Origin of the sequence: Psychrobacter sp. AOP7-C1-14, from assembly GCF_052376135.1 — a bacterium.
Classification (GTDB): Bacteria; Pseudomonadota; Gammaproteobacteria; order Pseudomonadales; family Moraxellaceae; genus Psychrobacter.
The window spans coordinates 22,010-40,092 of sequence record NZ_JBQSVH010000013.1 but is presented as its reverse complement, the minus strand read 5'-3'; the positions used below and the strand labels follow the sequence as shown (position 1 = coordinate 40,092).

The 18,083-nt window shown below is 41.3% G+C and carries 20 protein-coding genes; 4 read left to right on the top strand and 16 right to left on the bottom strand.

All coding sequences use genetic code 11. From position 1 onward, the window contains the following. Positions 1-169: 169 nt before the first annotated feature. From ilvC to ACT3QN_RS09545, 3 genes are all read right to left on the bottom strand, one after another. A complete protein-coding gene (gene ilvC, locus ACT3QN_RS09555; protein WP_444521769.1) occupies positions 170-1,186 on the bottom strand; it encodes a ketol-acid reductoisomerase in 1,017 nt (338 codons plus the stop codon). A 133-nt stretch (positions 1,187-1,319) separates the two neighbouring features. Further along, positions 1,320-1,817, bottom strand: a complete 498-nt coding sequence (gene ilvN, locus ACT3QN_RS09550) for an acetolactate synthase small subunit (protein WP_444521770.1) — start codon at positions 1,815-1,817, stop codon at positions 1,320-1,322. Beyond that, entirely contained in the window at positions 1,817-3,529 is a 1,713-nt protein-coding gene (locus tag ACT3QN_RS09545; RefSeq protein ID WP_444527220.1) for an acetolactate synthase 3 large subunit, read from the bottom strand. Before ACT3QN_RS09545 ends, ilvN begins: the two co-directional genes overlap by 1 nt. Before the next feature lie 964 nt (positions 3,530-4,493). Here ACT3QN_RS09545 and ACT3QN_RS09540 point away from each other — a divergent pair. Further along, positions 4,494-4,991: a DUF4124 domain-containing protein gene (locus ACT3QN_RS09540; RefSeq protein ID WP_444529184.1), complete on the top strand. Its 498-nt coding sequence runs from the start codon at positions 4,494-4,496 to the stop codon at positions 4,989-4,991. 22 nt (positions 4,992-5,013) lie between these two features. Here the strand turns inward: ACT3QN_RS09540 and ACT3QN_RS09535 are convergent, their stop codons facing one another. Continuing rightward, a complete protein-coding gene (locus ACT3QN_RS09535; RefSeq protein ID WP_444529183.1) occupies positions 5,014-6,846 on the bottom strand; it encodes an NAD(P)H-hydrate dehydratase in 1,833 nt (610 codons plus the stop codon). A gap of 244 nt (positions 6,847-7,090) precedes the next feature. Here ACT3QN_RS09535 and queG point away from each other — a divergent pair, with 244 nt between their 5' ends. Further along, the gene (queG, locus tag ACT3QN_RS09530; protein WP_444529182.1) at positions 7,091-8,248 is read left to right on the top strand and encodes a tRNA epoxyqueuosine(34) reductase QueG; all 1,158 of its coding nucleotides are present in this window, start codon (positions 7,091-7,093) and stop codon (positions 8,246-8,248) included. Between the two features lie 146 nt (positions 8,249-8,394). Here queG and lysM read toward each other — a convergent pair whose 3' ends face one another. The 6 genes from lysM to ACT3QN_RS09500 form a co-directional block, all read right to left on the bottom strand. Further along, entirely contained in the window at positions 8,395-8,904 is a 510-nt protein-coding gene (gene lysM, locus ACT3QN_RS09525) for a peptidoglycan-binding protein LysM (protein ID WP_444521388.1), read from the bottom strand. Between the two features lie 282 nt (positions 8,905-9,186). After that, entirely contained in the window at positions 9,187-9,423 is a 237-nt protein-coding gene (acpP, locus tag ACT3QN_RS09520) for an acyl carrier protein (RefSeq protein ID WP_444521387.1), read from the bottom strand. Between the two features lie 271 nt (positions 9,424-9,694). Continuing rightward, positions 9,695-10,423 (bottom strand): 3-oxoacyl-ACP reductase FabG, encoded by a 729-nt coding sequence (fabG, locus tag ACT3QN_RS09515; RefSeq protein ID WP_444521386.1) that lies wholly within the window; start codon positions 10,421-10,423, stop codon positions 9,695-9,697. After that, positions 10,420-11,388, bottom strand: a complete 969-nt coding sequence (gene fabD, locus ACT3QN_RS09510; RefSeq protein WP_444521385.1) for an ACP S-malonyltransferase — start codon at positions 11,386-11,388, stop codon at positions 10,420-10,422. The genes fabG and fabD overlap by 4 nt, the downstream gene beginning before the upstream one ends. A 425-nt stretch (positions 11,389-11,813) precedes the next feature. Next, entirely contained in the window at positions 11,814-11,996 is a 183-nt protein-coding gene (rpmF, locus tag ACT3QN_RS09505; protein WP_057758809.1) for a 50S ribosomal protein L32, read from the bottom strand. A gap of 317 nt (positions 11,997-12,313) precedes the next feature. After that, positions 12,314-12,907 (bottom strand): YceD family protein, encoded by a 594-nt coding sequence (locus tag ACT3QN_RS09500; RefSeq protein ID WP_444522818.1) that lies wholly within the window; start codon positions 12,905-12,907, stop codon positions 12,314-12,316. Between the two features lie 182 nt (positions 12,908-13,089). Here ACT3QN_RS09500 and ACT3QN_RS09495 point away from each other — a divergent pair, with 182 nt between their 5' ends. Together ACT3QN_RS09495 and ACT3QN_RS09490 are read left to right on the top strand one after the other, a co-directional pair. Continuing rightward, a complete protein-coding gene (locus tag ACT3QN_RS09495) occupies positions 13,090-13,836 on the top strand; it encodes an elongation factor P hydroxylase (RefSeq protein WP_444522819.1) in 747 nt (248 codons plus the stop codon). Between the two features lie 237 nt (positions 13,837-14,073). Then, positions 14,074-14,694 (top strand): L-threonylcarbamoyladenylate synthase, encoded by a 621-nt coding sequence (locus ACT3QN_RS09490; protein ID WP_444529181.1) that lies wholly within the window; start codon positions 14,074-14,076, stop codon positions 14,692-14,694. 90 nt (positions 14,695-14,784) lie between these two features. On the opposite strand, the gene rplQ is transcribed toward ACT3QN_RS09490, so the two are convergent. From rplQ to rpmJ, 6 genes are all read right to left on the bottom strand, one after another. Then, positions 14,785-15,144 (bottom strand): 50S ribosomal protein L17, encoded by a 360-nt coding sequence (gene rplQ, locus ACT3QN_RS09485; protein ID WP_021813387.1) that lies wholly within the window; start codon positions 15,142-15,144, stop codon positions 14,785-14,787. A gap of 19 nt (positions 15,145-15,163) precedes the next feature. Further along, positions 15,164-16,171 carry a DNA-directed RNA polymerase subunit alpha gene (locus ACT3QN_RS09480; RefSeq protein WP_021813386.1) on the bottom strand — a complete coding sequence of 336 codons (1,008 nt, stop codon included), beginning with the start codon at positions 16,169-16,171 and terminating at the stop codon, positions 15,164-15,166. An 80-nt stretch (positions 16,172-16,251) separates the two neighbouring features. Next, positions 16,252-16,893: a 30S ribosomal protein S4 gene (rpsD, locus tag ACT3QN_RS09475; protein ID WP_444521381.1), complete on the bottom strand. Its 642-nt coding sequence runs from the start codon at positions 16,891-16,893 to the stop codon at positions 16,252-16,254. A gap of 48 nt (positions 16,894-16,941) precedes the next feature. After that, positions 16,942-17,331 (bottom strand): 30S ribosomal protein S11, encoded by a 390-nt coding sequence (rpsK, locus tag ACT3QN_RS09470; RefSeq protein WP_045454458.1) that lies wholly within the window; start codon positions 17,329-17,331, stop codon positions 16,942-16,944. 20 nt (positions 17,332-17,351) lie between these two features. Then, positions 17,352-17,708 carry a 30S ribosomal protein S13 gene (rpsM, locus tag ACT3QN_RS09465; protein WP_444521380.1) on the bottom strand — a complete coding sequence of 119 codons (357 nt, stop codon included), beginning with the start codon at positions 17,706-17,708 and terminating at the stop codon, positions 17,352-17,354. Between the two features lie 247 nt (positions 17,709-17,955). Continuing rightward, positions 17,956-18,072, bottom strand: coding sequence for a 50S ribosomal protein L36 (gene rpmJ / locus ACT3QN_RS09460; protein ID WP_010196721.1), 117 nt, complete (start codon positions 18,070-18,072; stop codon positions 17,956-17,958). Between the last annotated feature and the right edge of the window lie 11 nt (positions 18,073-18,083).

Here is an 18,083-nt window from a genome sequence, read left to right as displayed (position 1 = left end):
CGTTAAGATGCCTGCTTATATTGGGTAGTGATTACTGATTTTCAACCAATAATCCTTATTCAAATCAAAGTTCAAAAAACCTATGGAGTAATCCGCATAAAAAAACCCGTGCTATCAAGTGATAACACGGGCAACTTAATTATAAAGCAGACTTTTATTTATATAAGCCTTAGTTTTTGTCTTTATCGATGATTTTGTTACCACCGATCCATGGCATCATGCCACGTAACTTAGCACCAGTGGTTTCGATCTGATGGTCCGCATTGTTGCGACGACGAGCCGTCATTGATGGGTAGTTGGTTGCACCTTCAGAGATGAACATCTTCGCGTATTCACCAGACTGAATGCGTTTTAGTGCATTACGCATGGCCTCACGTGACTGCTCGTTGATGACTTCAGGACCAGTAACATATTCGCCGTACTCAGCGTTGTTACTGATTGAGTAGTTCATGTCAGCGATACCGCCTTCATACATCAAATCAACGATAAGCTTTAGCTCATGTAGACATTCAAAATAAGCCATTTCTGGTGCATAGCCCGCTTCTGTTAGCGTCTCAAAGCCCATTTTAACTAGCTCTACTGCACCGCCACAAAGTACGGCTTGCTCACCGAATAGATCCGTTTCAGTTTCATCTTTAAACGTTGTTTCGATGATACCTGAACGACCACCACCAACACCAGCAGCATACGATAATGCTAACTGTTTGGCTTGACCAGAAGCATCTTGGTAGATAGCGATAAGATCAGGGATACCGCCGCCTTTAGTAAACTCTGAACGTACAGTATGACCTGGTGCTTTTGGAGCAACCATGATGACATCAAGATCACCACGTGGTACAACTTGGTTATAATGAATGGCGAAACCATGAGCGAAAGCTAACGTAGCGCCCTCTTTGATATTTGGTTCGATCACATCATTATAAAGCTCTTTTTGGAACTCATCAGGCGTCAAAATCATGACGACGTCAGCTGCTTTTACCGCGTCTTCTACTTCAGCAACTTTTAGACCAGCATTTTCTGCTTTTTTCCATGAACCTGAGTTGGCGCGTAGACCAACAGTTACATCGACGTCTGAGTCTTGTAGGTTAAGCGCATGTGCATGGCCTTGTGAACCATAACCAATAATAGCAACTTTTTTACCTTGGATAATTGATAGATCACAATCTTTGTCATAATAAACGTTCATAAATAGAGTCCTTGTTCTCAATCATGGCTTGCCATGGATAGTAAGCGCTTATGCTACAGTCAATATAATAACCAAGATAAGCGCTCTGTTGATTAGAAAAATAAATCTTAATTAAACTGGTTTTAATAAATACTTAAATGCTGAGTGTTTTTTCACCACGGGCAATACCGATGACACCTGAGCGAACCACTTCCATAATACGCTCACGGCCAAGCACATCGATAAATCCATCAAGTTTGGCTTTATCACCCACAATTTGAATCGTATATAAGTTCGAATTTACATCAACGATTTGTGCGCGGAAAATATCTGCGCTGCGTTTAATTTCTTCACGAATACTGCCTGTTGCACGAACTTTGATAAGCATCAATTCACGCTCAACGTGTACATTTTCGGTCAGATTAAGCACTTTAACCACTTCAATCAACTTATGCAATTGTTTGGTGATTTGCTCAATTCTCTCAGGTGAGGTAATGGTCGTGACCGTCAGACGTGAGATACTTGGATCATCAGTAGGCGCGACGTTCAATGTTTCGATATTATAGCCACGTTGTGAGAACAAGCCGACTAAACGCGACAACGAACCCGCTTCGTTTTCCATCAATACCGAAATCAGATGTTGTTGTTGCATTAGGTACGCTCCCCTTTTGTTAACCACATATCACGCATAGCTTGTCCAGCAATTTGCATTGGATATACATGCTCATTACGATCGACGTAAACATCGATAAATACCAGTTTGTCTTTTATAGCCATTGCTTCAGCCAATTGTGCTTCCATGGTCGCAGGATCAGTGATTTTGATACCGACGTGACCATAACTTTCAGCCAATTTGACAAAATCTGGTAAGGAGTTCATATATGACTGGGCATGACGACCTTCATATAGCATATCTTGCCACTGCTTCACCATACCAAGCTGCGCATTATTCAGGTTCAAGATCTTGACTGGTAGATTGTACTGTAGGCAAGTCGATAGCTCTTGGATATTCATCTGAATAGAGCCTTCACCTGTAATACACACCACATCACGCTCAGGGTTAACAAGTTTTGCAGCCATTGCATATGGTAAGCCAACACCCATTGTACCTAGGCCGCCTGAGTTCAACCATTGGCGAGGCTCGTCGTAAGTATAGTAAAGAGCTGCAAACATCTGATGCTGACCAACATCACTAGTGATAATAGCTTTGCCATCAGTGACTTTGCATAGCGCCTGTACTGCGCTCTGTGGTTTGATGCCATTGTCTGTGCTGGTGTCATAGCGTAAGCCATGACGCTTACGCCATTCATTAATTTGTGACCACCAGTCTAGCAATGCGTGTTGCTCTAATTGCTTATCGTGACCAACGATATCTAGCATGTCCGTTAAGACAGATTTTACATCGCCTACGATAGGAATGTGCGCCATGATCGTTTTTGAAATTGACGCTGGATCGATATCGATGTGGATGATGGTGGCATTAGGGCAGAATTTTTTAACGTTGTTGGTCACACGATCATCAAAACGCGCGCCGACAGCCAAAATTACATCAGCATGATGCATGCTCATATTGGCTTCGTAAGTGCCATGCATACCTAGCATACCTAAGAACTGACGATCTGAGCCAGGGAACGTACCAAGACCCATCAAGGTATTAGTCACTGGTAAATTCAGACGATGCGCAAGATCTGTTAACTCTTCATGCGCCTTACTCCAAATCACACCGCCGCCTGCATAAATAACAGGACGCTGCGCTGCTAATAGCGTCTCAACAGCTCTTTTGATCTGACCACTGTGACCTTTTAGTGAAGGCTGGTATGAACGTATGAATACTTCTTCTGGATACTCATATGCGTGTTTTTCGCTAGGCGCAGTCATGTCTTTTGGCACGTCGATAACAACAGGGCCTGGACGTCCAGATTGTGCGATGTGGAATGCCTTTTTGACAATCGCAGGAATCTCGCTAGCATGGCGTACTTGGAAGCTATGCTTAACGATCGGACGAGATACCCCAACCATATCTGTTTCTTGGAAGGCATCTTCACCGATCAAACTACTTGGTACCTGACCTGAAATCACGACCATCGGTACTGAATCCATAAAAGCTGTTGCGATCGCCGTCACAGTATTTGTAGCACCAGGTCCTGAGGTTGCCAATACAACGCCCGTGTTACCCGTTACTCGCGAATACGCATCTGCCATATGACCGGCCGCCTGCTCATGGCGTACCAAGATATGTTCGATTGCTTCTTGCTGAAACAGTGCATCATAAATGTGTAAGACGGCACCACCTGGATAACCAAAGATGTACTCGACACCTTCGTCAGTCAGTGCTTGCACCAGCATTTCAGCACCCGATAGCATCACAGGCTGTGCACTACCTTCTGCAAGACGTTGTTGCTTTTGCTCAAAATTTTTGGCGGCATTACCCGTTTGGGTGTGTCCCGTCATGTTCGGACTTTGCGTGGTTTGCGTCACTGTCATCACCTTTTTTTGCGGCGAGAATTTGCGGGATTCTATGAGCAAAAACAATCACTTATCGTCATTGTTCCCACTACCTGAATTATCGCTAATTCTTGTCCATATCAAGAATATCTGCCTAGTCAGTTTCATCAGAAATGTCTTGTGCGACAATACCAATCAAACATAGCAGTGTATTTTAGGTCAGCTCTGTGATAGATGTTTATCGATATACAGTGACAAGATGCGAGTGCATCTATAAAAGAAGGCGCTTATTATTGAATAATTCATACTAGTAAGTATCTACTGTGAATTTATTTATACAGATGCATTAGTACAAACTATAAAAAAACCTCAAAGCCAATGCCAAACAGTAAGATCTTTAAAAATTACAATAGGCTTGAGCGGTTCTTTGAGGCATACTAGTTCGCATTTGATACAACTACTAAAAGCACATTTCAAATAATAAGTTTATCTTAGTCATTGTAGACAGATAAGTCCGGAGACAATGTATCGCTAACAATAGTAGTCATTGTGCCACCATGCTTGCTATATCATTATCACAAAGGAAATAAAACTGCGTAAGCTACTGATAAGTACTTCGTAGTTTTATTTCTCAAGTGCCACGGCCACATCATAAAAGCCGCTCACTGACCAATCAACTGCTATTATATTCGACGGTTTGCGAGTTATTGTCAAGAAAAACTTCTAAAGCCCACTACAAACTATTAGTTATTAATTAATATACATTGATAAGTATTATTTGCTAGAATCAGATGTCGATACATTATTACTACCAATAAAACGTTCAAGTGTTATATTTACACTCATATACATTTGATTTTTATTAATTATGAGGTTCGCTACTATGGCGTATGCGTCTAAGATAAATACTACTGCTAAACTTTTGATGAGTACTGCGTGTATGCTAATGCTATCTATGAATTCCAGTCAGGCTATACAAGTTTATAAATCTATTGGCGCGCACGGTGAAGTTAAATATAGCCAACATGCACCGCAAACTGGCAGCAATGTCGAACTGATTGAGTTTCGTAGTGACGGTAGACAAAACAACGCAGGACAAATGGCAGGAAAAACAGATCCCAACCAGAGCAGCAACGCCCAAACTGCAGAAGATCAGCGAGTGGCGGCACTTGAAGCACGTATTAAAGAACAAGAAGCTCAGGCTAATGCTCAACGCTGCCAGTCATTGCGTAACAATTTGACCAATCTAAATGTAGGCGGACGTATATACGAAATGGATGCTAACGGTAAACGTGAATATCTAGATGGTCGTGAGATTGAGCTTAAGCGCGAGCGCGTACAGCAAGCGATCACGCAGTATTGCTCTAATTCTTCTACCTAGTTAGATCTCTTGATAGCAAATATCAAACTATCATAAGCTGCATTACGTGACGAATGGCTGCTGGCATATCCTGAGCTTGTAGCCCTCGTTGCCCTACTAACAATGTATTGGTGTCGCTGTAGTTATTATTAGCTTGATTGACTAATACATCTCCTGCAAACCCATGTATAAGAACTGCTTGATGTAAGCTACGTGCCTCTGCTAATAAATCTTGCTGTGCCAATAGTCCAGCGGTCACCCCAGAGAGCACATCACCCATACCAGCGGTTGCCATGCCAGCATTACCTACATTACAGACGTATACTTGCTCTTTTCCCTTTTCTTGCTCTAACACTAACGACCCTGCCCCCTTTAGCACCCAATCACCACCATATGTCATAGCACACTGTTTTATAGCTTGTAGTCTATCTGACTCAATCTCACCGACTTTTTGATCAAGCAATCTAGCTGCTTCGCCACTATGTGGTGTCAAGCAAACCCGATGATGAGCGCTATATTCTCTTAACTCTGTTACCAGCTTATGGTTATCTATTTGCAGTGACGCCAAATGATAAAGCCCGTCGGCATCAATCACAATTAACTTTTCGTCTGCTATCGCAGCCTGTAAATAATCAATAAATAACGCTTTGGCTTTTTGGTCACGACCAAGTCCCATCCCAATAGCAACGACACTGGCCTGTTTAATTAAGTCTTTTACGCCGCTTGCGTCATGCAAATTAATAGTCATCGCATCTGGCAGTGAGGTCAGCAATGACCCATGAAAATTCTCATGGCAGGCAACGGTAATCTTCCCAGCACCTGTCGCCATCGTACTGGCCGCAGACAGTATTGCAGCACCGCCCATACCTTGAGAACCATCAACGCGATTTCCACCAATGACCAGCACATGTCCATAACTGCCTTTATAGCTGTTTTGGCGGCGCGGCTTCATACTATGTGCAGCCGTCAGCAGCGTAGCAACTGGCTCAAATGCTTGATTGGAAGTTTTCGCAGCTATCATATGATATTTAGCTGTCTGGTGAAGCGCCACTTGATAGGGTATCAACGGTATATCGACTATGTCTCCGCTGTAGTCTGTACCATCTTTAGTGTGTAGACCAAGCTTACAGGCAATCAGGCACAAAGTCACATCAGCTTGTATTGCTATGCGCTCGAACACTTCACCAGTAGAGGCTACTAATCCGCTCGGAATATCAACTGCAATTGCCAGTGCGTCATTTTGCTGAGTAAGACGATTAAAAGTACTAATAGCTGATTTATAAGCGCCTTCTGGTGCACGATCTAAGCCAATACCAAACAGTGCATCGATGTAAATATCAGCTGGTAAACCTATTTTATCCCAATCATTGTGATCAATCATGTCTTCAAATCGTTGATAGTTACAACTGCTCGCTAGTGTTATCCGTAATGCTTTTGTCGCGTCAGTTATACGATTATCACTTCCGTCTTTATCGCTAGGAGTTTTAGAAGCTACTGACTGTACATCAATATTCAAATCATTTTCGCTACAGCCAACCGTTATTACTTCTACTTGCCAGCCAGCTTGCTGTAAATAGTGAGCAATAAGCCAGCCATCACCACCATTGTTACCTTTCCCTACCCAGATACTCACTCGACGTGAATGAGCACTACGGTGATAAACGTTAGTGCTGGCAGAATGGCTAGCACTAACCTCTCTTTGCTCATGAATCTGCTCTATTTGCTGCACCATTTGCCAAGCTGCTTGTTTCATCAAACCAAAGCTATCGTACCCTTCTGCAAACCAAGCCTGCTCCATTGCATAAACCTGCTTACTACTATATAACGCAATTGGTTTCGTATTTTTTATAAGTGATAAATTGGCACTATTTTTCATAACTTATCCTTGGTATTTCTACTAACTTCTTATTTTATCTGAATTTGGTTGCTCATCTCTGATAACAGCTTATCAAAAGCTTACGGCGGCTTATGTATCAATATGAATGTGAGTTTATTGTCTTTTATACTTGCACTCATTGCTCACTGGCTTATCATAGCGGTATTCACATTATCTCTGATTATCAGCTATACACAACCTGACTGAAATAAACGAGAAATCACCTAATAAGCACCTACTTTCTATGTCTACTGATAAAAACAAAATTGCCGTTACGAACCCAACTGTGTTTGCAACCGTAGCAGATGTTAAGCAATGGATTACAGCGCAAGCACAAACATTAGGATTTGCTGATTGTGGCTTTTTATCCGTACACCATCCTTTATTTGCTAAGCAAATTGAACAGCTACAAAAGTGGCTTGTTAAAGGCTATGAAGGTCAACTACAGTTTATGCACAACAATCATGATCTACGCGCTCACCCTGACCAACTAGTCGAGGGCGCAAAAACCATCATCAGTGTACGTATGGATTACCTAACTCAAGCACCGACGCCGCGCGCTGTCACTGATAACGACAATCCCAATAAAGGTATCATTGCGCGTTATGCAAGAGGCCGCGACTACCATAAAATCATGCGTAGTCGTCTAAAGCAATTGGCCTTAAAGATAGAAACGATGCTCCCTGAATGGCAACATCTAGATATCGGTTCAGAAAAAAAATTTGTATTTAGACCTTTTAGCGACTCGGCGCCTATCTTTGAGCGGCCTATTGCCGATGCAGCAGGTCTTGGGTGGACAGGTAAGCATACGCTACTTATAAACAAACAAGCTGGCTCATTCTTTGTACTCGGCGAGCTGTTTTTGAGCCTTGAGCTGCCCGATGACAAACCAGTCAAGGAGCATTGTGGTAGTTGTAGCGCTTGTATTGATATATGCCCTACTCAAGCGATTGTAGCGCCCCATGAGCTCAACGCCTCGGCTTGTATCTCCTATTTGACTATCGAGCATGATGGCATTATAGATACCAAGTATCGACGCGCGATAGGCAATCGGGTCTTCGGCTGTGATGATTGTCAGCTAATCTGTCCTTGGAATCGCTATGCCAATCTTACTACCGTTGATGACTTCGCCCCAAGGCATGGGTTAGATAATAGTAGCTTACTTGAACTGTGGCAGTGGGAAGAGGATGATTTTATGAAGAACACCCAAGGTAGCCCATTAAGACGCACTGGCTATGTAAATTTTTTACGTAATATCGCTATTGGACTTGGCAATGCTAATGCCAGCTTAGAAGTGATCGAACAGTTGAATTCAAAACTAACCATGCACAATGACATGCTAGATGAGCATATCGAATGGGCCTTAGACGAGCAACAGAGTAAGCTGGATTCGGTTAATTAATACCATTTTACGGTCATCAAATTCTATTAAGACAAGATAGTTGTTTGAAATGTATAGTATGCAAAAAGCCTCTTAATAATAAGAGGCTTTTTTAATTAAACTACTATATTTGAAATATATTGTTTTTATAATCGTCTTTTCAAATACTATGGTTTTGGAATACGTAATACTTGGCCTGGATAGATTTTATCTGGATCAGACAACATTGGCTTGTTCGCTTCAAATATTTTCATATAGTCGCCAGATGAACCATAAACTTCTTTAGCAATCTTAGACAAGCTGTCACCAGATTTTACCGTGTACATTGTAGATTCAGGTGCATCTTCTTCAATGTCGATGTTGTCGATAACTTTTGCGACGTTTTGTACATTACCAATAGCGATGATAGCCTTTTCACGATCAGCTTGGGTTTTAGCATTACCACTTATTTCTGCAGTATCTGTAGAACCATTATATTTAATCTTTAGATTACTGATATCAAGATTTTGCTGCTGAATACGGCGCAACAAAATATTAGCAACTGATTGCGCACTCGGCTCACTACTCTCGACTGGTGTATTAACATCTGCTTTTGTTTCTGTCTTAGCGTCATGCTTTTCATCATCACGGTTAAAAATCTTATCACCGATGTCTTTTGCAAAGCTAAACATACCCATATATCTACTCCTTGAAATATTATTATTTATCTTTATTTTAGTAAAACACATAGTCGAACAACACGCTAAATATCTGACTAGTGCTTTTTTCTATGAATCACCATTATGAGTATAAATAAAGTAAACTGAGGTAGATAGTAATAGTATGTTGAATAATGTTGAATTGACGTAGCCAATGTTAAATTAGATTGTTACATTCAAAAGTAACAATCACATGCCCATAAAAAAACCGCCTATCTAATAAGATAGGCGGCATTATAAATCTGCTAAATAAGTAGCAAATTATAGTTGAGCTTGTACGTAATCGATTGCTTTTTGAACAGTAGTCAATTCTGCAGAATCTTCATCAGGAATAGTGATACCAAAATCACTTTCAAATGACATAACCAATTCAACTAGGTCTAGAGAATCGGCACCTAGGTCTTCCATAAATGAAGCATCGTTGTTGATTTCCTCAACATTCATGCCTAGTTGCTCAGCTACTGCTGCTTTTACTCTTAACTCGATATCATTACTCATGTAGATCACTCCGTTATCATCTATTATTTTTAATAAACTGCCATAGCGTCTTATTTAAACTCTATAGCATGATATATAAAATGCGTTTGCCAGACTAGTATTGCTGTCTGAGTACTTTATGACATGTTATACAGTCTGTCTGATGTCTAATAAAGCCCTGCTATCATACAGGGCTCTGACTCAAAAGTATCCGTCATTATAGCACCCTTTATTATAGTTTACACTCGTTCACACAGTTTTTTATTATAACTATGTAACGCTCTTATATTGACTACATATACATACCACCATTGACGGGAATAACAGCCCCTGTGATATAGCTGGCCTCATCGCTAGCTAAGAAATGTACCGCTGCAGCGATGTCTTCTGGCTGACCAAGACGACTGATAGGTACAGCATCTAGCATAGAATTCAATAGGCGCTCATCAAGCTCATCTGTCATATCCGTTTCGATCAAACCTGGTGCCACGCAGTTAATAGTCACTTGGCGTGACCCGATTTCACGTGCAAGCGTACGGCTAAACCCTTCTACGCCTGCTTTAGTCGCAGCATAGTTAGATTGGCCTGCATTGCCCATTTGAGCAACGACAGAAGTAATATTAATAATACGACCGCGGCGTGCTTTCATCATGCCACGTACGGCACGTTTGCTCATGCGATATATTGAGGTCAAATTGGTATCGATGACATTTTCCCAGTCATCATCTTTCATGCGCATCAGTAAACCATCTTGGGTAATACCTGCATTATTGACCAATACTTGTACCGCGCCATAAACGCTTTCAATCTCTTCAAACAACTTATCAATTTGAGCAGTATCACGTACGTCTAAAACACGACCAATACCGCCAGTATCATGAAGATAATCATCGATCAGCTCAGCGCCCTTCTCTGTGGTCGCGGTTCCTATGACAAAATGCCCTTCTTTGGCAAAACGTTTGGCCACTGCCTTACCAATACCTCGGCTAGCACCAGTTACTAATGTAATTGTACGGCTCATGATAACACCTCCAATAATTTTTCTAGACGGGCAGGCTTGTCAGTAGGATAGCTTGCGATTGGCTGTGCCTGACGCTTCGCCAAATTGCTCAGTACATTACCACTGCCACATTCAATTAAGATATTAATTTGTTTATCAGCTAGCTCTTGCATGGTTTTTGACCATAAGACAGGTTCACTTAACTGTTCGGTCAATGCTTGTTTGATACCTACCGCACTGGTTTCAACGCGCGCATGACGATTTTGTATCACTGGAATGGTTGCTTGATCAAACTTAATATCCGCTAATATCTCAGCCAATGCATTGCTAGCAGGTTCCATAAGAGCGCAATGAGACGGTACACTCACTTTCAGAGGAACAGATTTTTTGCCAGTGTTTTTGACTTTATCAACAACAGCGTTAACACCAGCAGCGTTACCCGAAATAACCACTTGTCCTGGACTATTAAAGTTGGCTGCACCAACCACGGCATCTTCAACGTGCTCGGTGGCTTGTTCACACAAGTTTTCGACTCGGTTATCTTCTAGTCCCAATACTGCAGCCATAGCAGTATCAACGCCCACAACGGCCTCTTGCATCAACTGGCCACGCTTATGTACTAAAGTGACTGCATCACCCAGCGATATAACATTGGCAGCACACAGGGCACTGTACTCACCCAGAGAGTGACCAGCTAAATAACAAGGTGTCTCTTCTATTTTTTGTTGTAGGACACGCCAAATAGCAATGCTAGCTGTCAAAAGCGCAGGCTGAGTGTATTGAGTTTGATTGAGTTTTTCTTCGTCCTGACAGATTGCCCACAAATCCTCACCAAGCGCATCACTCGCTTCGGTAAATGTATCGCGTATCTCTGGATAGATTTCAGCAAGCTCACTCGTCATCGCGACTGCTTGAGATCCTTGACCAGGGAAGATGACTGCGATACGAGCGGGTTGCTTTTTTACCATATCGGGTACAGAAGCCATAACCAATATTCCTTATCTGATTAGAAATATCCCTAAAAACAATGGGGTGTATTATATTATTAGATGTTATACAAAGCCGCTACTGCAAGTATTTATGCAATAAAATGGATTGTCAGTAAACTATACACTGACAAACACTATTATCATAGCGGATGCAAACCAAACAGCAATAGTAACGCTGCCCAAATTAGAGGGGCAGATTATATCAGCACATTTTCAAATCTACTAAAAATAATAAGCAAATTGAGCAATGAGTCTAGCTACAAATGACAAAAAACCAAGTTATCCAGCCACATAATATATGATAGCGAAATAACTTGGCTTTTTTTAGCTCAAAACTTATTGACTAATAACAACTAGGCAAAAATAATAATAGTCATCAGTACTATTATCATCTTCGCCTAAGCTGTCATAGAGCCAATGTCTTAGGCGTCTTGGCTGACTTTGAACAGTTGACGACCACGGTAGAAACCATCTTTAGTCATGTGATGACGACGATGTTTTTCACCAGTAGTAGCATCTACGCTTAGTTCAGCAATTTCCATACGGTGATGTGAACGGCGCATGTCACGACGAGAACGGCTTTTACGACTTTTTTGAACAGCCATGATATAGCTCCTATACTTAAAAGGGATAAGCTTGAAATTCAGCTTAAGTCGATACTGACAGAGGCTATGTAATCATAACAACCTAAGTCTTAAGCATCATTAGTTAAATAGATTGCCACTCACATAAAATACTAACTAAGGCAGAATTTTATAAAAAATTTATCCAGTTAGTTTTTGTCAGCAAGCAACAGGTTGCTCGAATGCAATAAACCGGACATTATACGCATGTTTATTAAATTAATAAAGCCCTGCCTCGCACTCTTCTGTACAAAGCTGATAAAAGGTTTTCAAATGCATCGAGTAGATAGTTTTGGTGCTTATAGTTTGCCTTTTAGCGAAGCTAAAGCAGCAAAAGGATTTTCGCTTTCCTCTTCTTCTGGTATCTCGCCAAACTGCTCAACAGACATTTCACAGTCGTCATGCTTTGGTGCCATTGGTGTTTTGAGCAAGATCTCATCTTCTACCAACTTCTTAAATGGTAATAGACGCTCTGGAGATTGCTCGGTCACAATTTCATCCAGCAACAAATAGTCTTGCTCTTCATCAACCAAACGTATCTGACTGTCATTTTCGAGTAACGCGATGTCATAGTCATCGGATAAGTCTATAGCAATTGGTTGCAAACAGCGCTGGCAAGTTAGCCAAACCTCACCAGTTAACGTAAATGCTAGATGCAAGACATTGTTGTGACGATACAAGTTGGCATTAAGCTGTATGCTTGATTGTTCATGTTCAGTACTTAGAGTAGTAACAAGACGGTCAAACGAGTTTGGTTTTACCTCTCCTGACCATTCATAACCAGTGTCTGCCCATTTATCTAAGGAAATGTGCTCAGGCATGCCAGTAGATACAGGCGCTTTTTTATTGTCATTGTGCGATGCTGACGGTTTAGTTTCTGGAGTGTTTGACATGCGCGGCCTCATTGATCAAAACGGTGTATAATATTGCCTGCCATACTAACGGAAAGTACCATATTCTGCTAGCGCTAGTATGTTAAGATTTTTTGATAGTAAATTTGTTTAAGCTCCTTTACTACTTACCTTTTTACCTAAAGTTTTTTGTCTTTAGTATCTATTAAGTCAGTGTCTTCTCTATGAACCTATCCAATAATAAAATTGATTTCTCTGATTTACTTCATTCTTCTGTAGAAAGTTCATTGCTTCAGCAGCTTACTAAATTAGGAAGCCAAACTAGAAGTATATCTGGTGGTAAACTATATTTTGATACAAATGTAGATTTAACCGAGTGGAGAAATCAATGGCAAGAATTGTCTACTACTCAGCCCAATAGTACTCACTCAACAGAATCGATAGTTACTAACGAACGATTAGCTACCGATTGGCTGATACAGCTATTTAATACTTTGTTTTCTGATCAGCAAGTTATATTGGCTCGTAGCGATAATGAGCCTGAGTATTTTCCTGCTCAAGGTAATAAACCTGCGAGAATTGAATTTGCCCATGGATTTTTTGCAAGCGCGCTTCACGAAATTAGTCATTGGTGCGTAGCTGGTGACGCTCGCAGGCAACTGTCCGATTTTGGCTACTGGTATGCCCCAGATGGACGATCAGCGGCTCAACAACAAGCATTTGAGCGTGTAGAAATTAAACCTCAAGCATTGGAGTGTTTGTTTACTTTGGCCTGTGGACGGCACTTCCAAGTTTCACAAGATAACTTGTTTGCCGACTTCGATACTAGCAGTAGCACCTTCGCCAGTGATGTTTATAAACAGGTAGAAAGCTATATATCCAAACCTCATACGCTGCCACGTGACGCTAAGACTTTATTAACTGTATTACTTAGCATTTGTAAGACGTCTTCATCTGAAATCAGCACTTAATGTCACTTACTGAGTTTCCCTACTTATTAACGATTTTCTACGGTTGGTAACGCCTCGCCACTAAACTTATATCTGCTTTAAGCTATACTGATAACTGAGGTGATATTTTTTAAGATATCAATCTACTTCATTTATAAAGCAAACTTTCTAAAATATTCAGTGATTGAATCACATCTAATCCATCAGGAAAAAAATTTTCTCAATTAAGAATCAATAATTATAAAATAAGGAACCACTATGGAAGTTCTCTATATTCATCCCGATAATCCGCAGCCACGTCTCATTGAGCAAGCCGCTAACCTATTACGCAAAGATCAATTAATCATTTACCCTACTGATACCAGTTACGCTTTTGGTTGTCGTTTGGGTGCAAAAGATGCTTTAGCTAAGCTGAAACAAATTCGTCAACTTGATGATAAACACCAATTTACACTACTATGCCGCGACCTAAGCGAAATTGCTAACTACGCAACAGTTGACAATATACAGTTCAAACAGCTTAAAGCCCATACCCCTGCCCCTATTACTTTTATTCTTAATGCCACCAAAGACGTACCGAAAAAACTGGCGCATGCAAAGAAAAAGACTATTGGTATTCGTGTACCTAGCAACCCTATTGCTCAAGCATTATTAGAAGCAATGGATGAACCTATTTTGACCAGCTCTTTAATCTTGCCTGATAGAGACGATATTTTGGACGACCCATTTGAGATTGAAGACTTACTGGATAACCAAATTGATGGACTGATCAGCGCAGGTATAAAAACGACCAAACTTACTACTATCGTAGATATGACTAGTAGCATTCCCGAGGTCATTAGACAAGGCGCAGCCGATGTAGATTCGTTATTAATCTAAACAGCTAATAACGTGATTGGTCAAATTTAAGATAAAAAAAAGCTCCAATTCAATTGGAGCTTTTTTTTGAAATATGTCTTAAGTGCAAAATTAGTCGCGATCAACTAATTCAACATAAGCCATTGGCGCATTGTCACCATCACGGTAACCGCATTTTACGATACGCAAGTAACCACCTGGACGCGTCTGGTAACGAGGACCTAACGTGCCAAATAATTTGCCTACCATAGCTTTGCTACGCATACGGCTGAATGCTAAACGACGATTCGCAACGCTGTCTTCTTTAGCCATAGTGATCAATGGCTCAGCAACGCGGCGTAGTTCTTTAGCTTTTGGTAAAGTTGTTTTGATCAGTTCATGCTCAAATAATGAGTTGGTCATGTTCTGAAACATTGCCTTACGATGACTGCCGGTACGACCCAGCTTGACTCCACTCTTACGATGGCGCATAGTCAAAAATCCTTAAAGTTTAACGGCTACGATAAGAAAAGCGATCATCAACACGTAAATCAGCTGGTGGCCAGTTATCTAGGCGCATACCGAGCTCTAAATCTTTAGACGCTAATACGTCCTTGATTTCTGTCAATGATTTCTTACCAAGATTTGGGGTTTTTAGAAGTTCAGTCTCTGAACGCTGTACCAAATCACCGATATAGTAAATGTTTTCAGCTTTCAAGCAGTTGGCTGAGCGAACCGTTAGTTCAAGATCGTCCACAGGGCGTAATAGCACCGGATCAACCTCTTCTTTCTCTTTCACAGGCTCAGGCGCTTCTTCAGCTTCTAGGTCAACAAAGATAGAAATCTGTTGTTGTAAAATAGTGGCTGCTTTACGAATTGCTTCTTCTGGATCTATAGTGCCATTAGTTTCAAGCTCAATGATAAGACGATCAAGATCAGTACGCTGCTCTACACGAGCGTTCTCAACCTGATAAGCAACACGAAGCACAGGACTAAAACTTGCATCAAGCTTTAAGCGTCCAATTGCTTTAGTATCACCATCTTCACGGCGCTGGTTTGCTGGCTCATATCCACGACCCATCACTACACGCAAACGCATCTTAAGATGACCACGATCGCTCAATGTACCCAAGACCAATTCTGGATTGATGATGTCAACATTGTGCGGCAACGCGATGTCTGCAGCAGTAATAGTGCCTGGACCTTGTTTATCCAAGGTCAAAAATACTTCATTTTGGTCATGAAGCGTAATTGCTAAGCCTTTTAAGTTCAAAAGCAAATCAAGTACGTCTTCTTGCAGACCTTCAAGCGTTGAGTATTCATGGTCAACACCATCAATCTCAGCTTCAATGACTGCAGCGCCAGGTAATGAAGATAACAAGATGCGACGCAGAGCATTACCTAGGGTATGCCCAAAGCCGCGTTCTAACGGTTCGAGCGTGACTTTCGCAATCGTTTCGTTAACCGTATCCACATTAATGGCATTCGGCGTTAGAAACTCAGTTGCATTTAGCATCATGATGTCACCTCGATTTATTAAACTGGTTTAATTAACGTTAATTGCTCAATGCTATATTCATAACATTGAGCGTTACGTCATTACTTAGAGTATAGCTCAACGATCAAGCTTTCGTTGATTTCAGCAGGTAGATCAATACGATCAGGCGCATGTTTAAACGTGCCTTGCAATTTGCTGTGGTCAACATCAAGCCATTCTGGAATACCACGTTGTGTCGCTAATTCGATAGCGTTTTTAATACGTAGCTGTTCGCGAGATTTCTCTTGGATAGCGATGACATCACCATCTTGAAGCTGAATTGAAGGAATGTTCACGCGAACAAACTCATCACGGCCAGCTTTTTTTACCATAATAGTACGATGACTAACTAGCTGACGTGCTTCTGCGCGAGTTGAGCCAAAGCCCATGCGATATACAACGTTATCTAGACGACTCTCAAGCATTGCTAGTAGGTTTTCACCAGTAGCACCACGCTTACGAGCAGCTTCTTTATAGTAGTTAGCGAATTGACGCTCTAGTACACCATAAATACGCTTAACTTTTTGCTTTTCACGCAACTGTAGAGCATATTCTGAGGTCTTGTTACGGCTTACGCCATGTTGACCTGGTGGACGACCAGCTTTTTTCGTTTTTACGTCATACGGTTTAACGCCAGACTTAAGGCCTAAATCCGTACCTTCACGACGTGATAATTTCAGTTTTGGTCCAATATAGCGGGCCATTGTTATGTCTCCTATAAGCTTTTAATATAAAAAGCTTCGTCTTTAATATTAGACGCGGCGCTTTTTCGGCGCACGGCAACCATTGTGTGGGATTGGGGTTACATCAGAGATGCTGTTAACTTTATAACCCAATGCACCTAGTGCTCTTACCGCAGACTCACGACCCGGTCCTGGTCCTTTGACCAAAACATCGATATTCTTAACACCATATTCTTGGGCCGCTTTACCAGCGACTTCAGCTGCAACCTGAGCTGCAAATGGTGTAGATTTACGTGAACCACGGAAGCCTTGTCCACCTGAAGTGGCCCAAGCCAATGCATTACCTTGACGATCGGTAATCGTAACAATGGTGTTATTAAAAGACGCATGGATATGGGCAATGCCCTCCGATACTGAACGACGAGTCACCTTTTTGCGACTACGAGTGTCTTTTGCCATCTTTTAGCTTCCTAAGTTAATTATCTTTTGAGAGGGCGTGTCGGACCCTTACGAGTACGAGCGTTGTTCTTGGTGTTCTGACCTCTAACTGGTAGGTTACGACGATGACGGATGCCACGGTAACAACCAAGATCAACTAAACGCTTGATGTTCATTGAAACTTCACGACGAAGGTCACCTTCAGTCATGTAGTTTGCAACTTGTGCACGGATAGCATCTAACTGTGTATCATCTAACTGACTAACTTTAGTAGTAGGGGCAATATCAACTGCTTCTAAGATTTTCTGAGCAGTCGTACGACCTACACCAAAGATGTAAGTTAGTGAAATAACAGCATGCTTATTATCCGGAATGTTTACGCCGGCAATACGAGCCATTGATTTCTCTCCATTAAAGAAAAATAAGCGTTATCTAACGATAAGGCTTTACTCTTCAGATTTGTTGCTGTTAATACTAGAGCTTTTATAGCCAGTCTCGATGTTGTGACTATAAGTCTGCTCATCGATTCTATTATAAAAGATTTTGTATAAACACGGCAAGTGGCGGATGATATCGCATCCGCCGTTATTTTTCAAGTATTAATTTAATTAGTAATGAAACCTAATGGTTTTCTAATACTAAATATTAACCTTGACGTTGCTTGTGGCGAGGTTCTGCTGTACAAATAATATGTACACGGCCTTTACGGCGCACAACTTTACAGCTACCACAAATCTTTTTAACTGATGCTTGAACTTTCATAGCATGCTCCT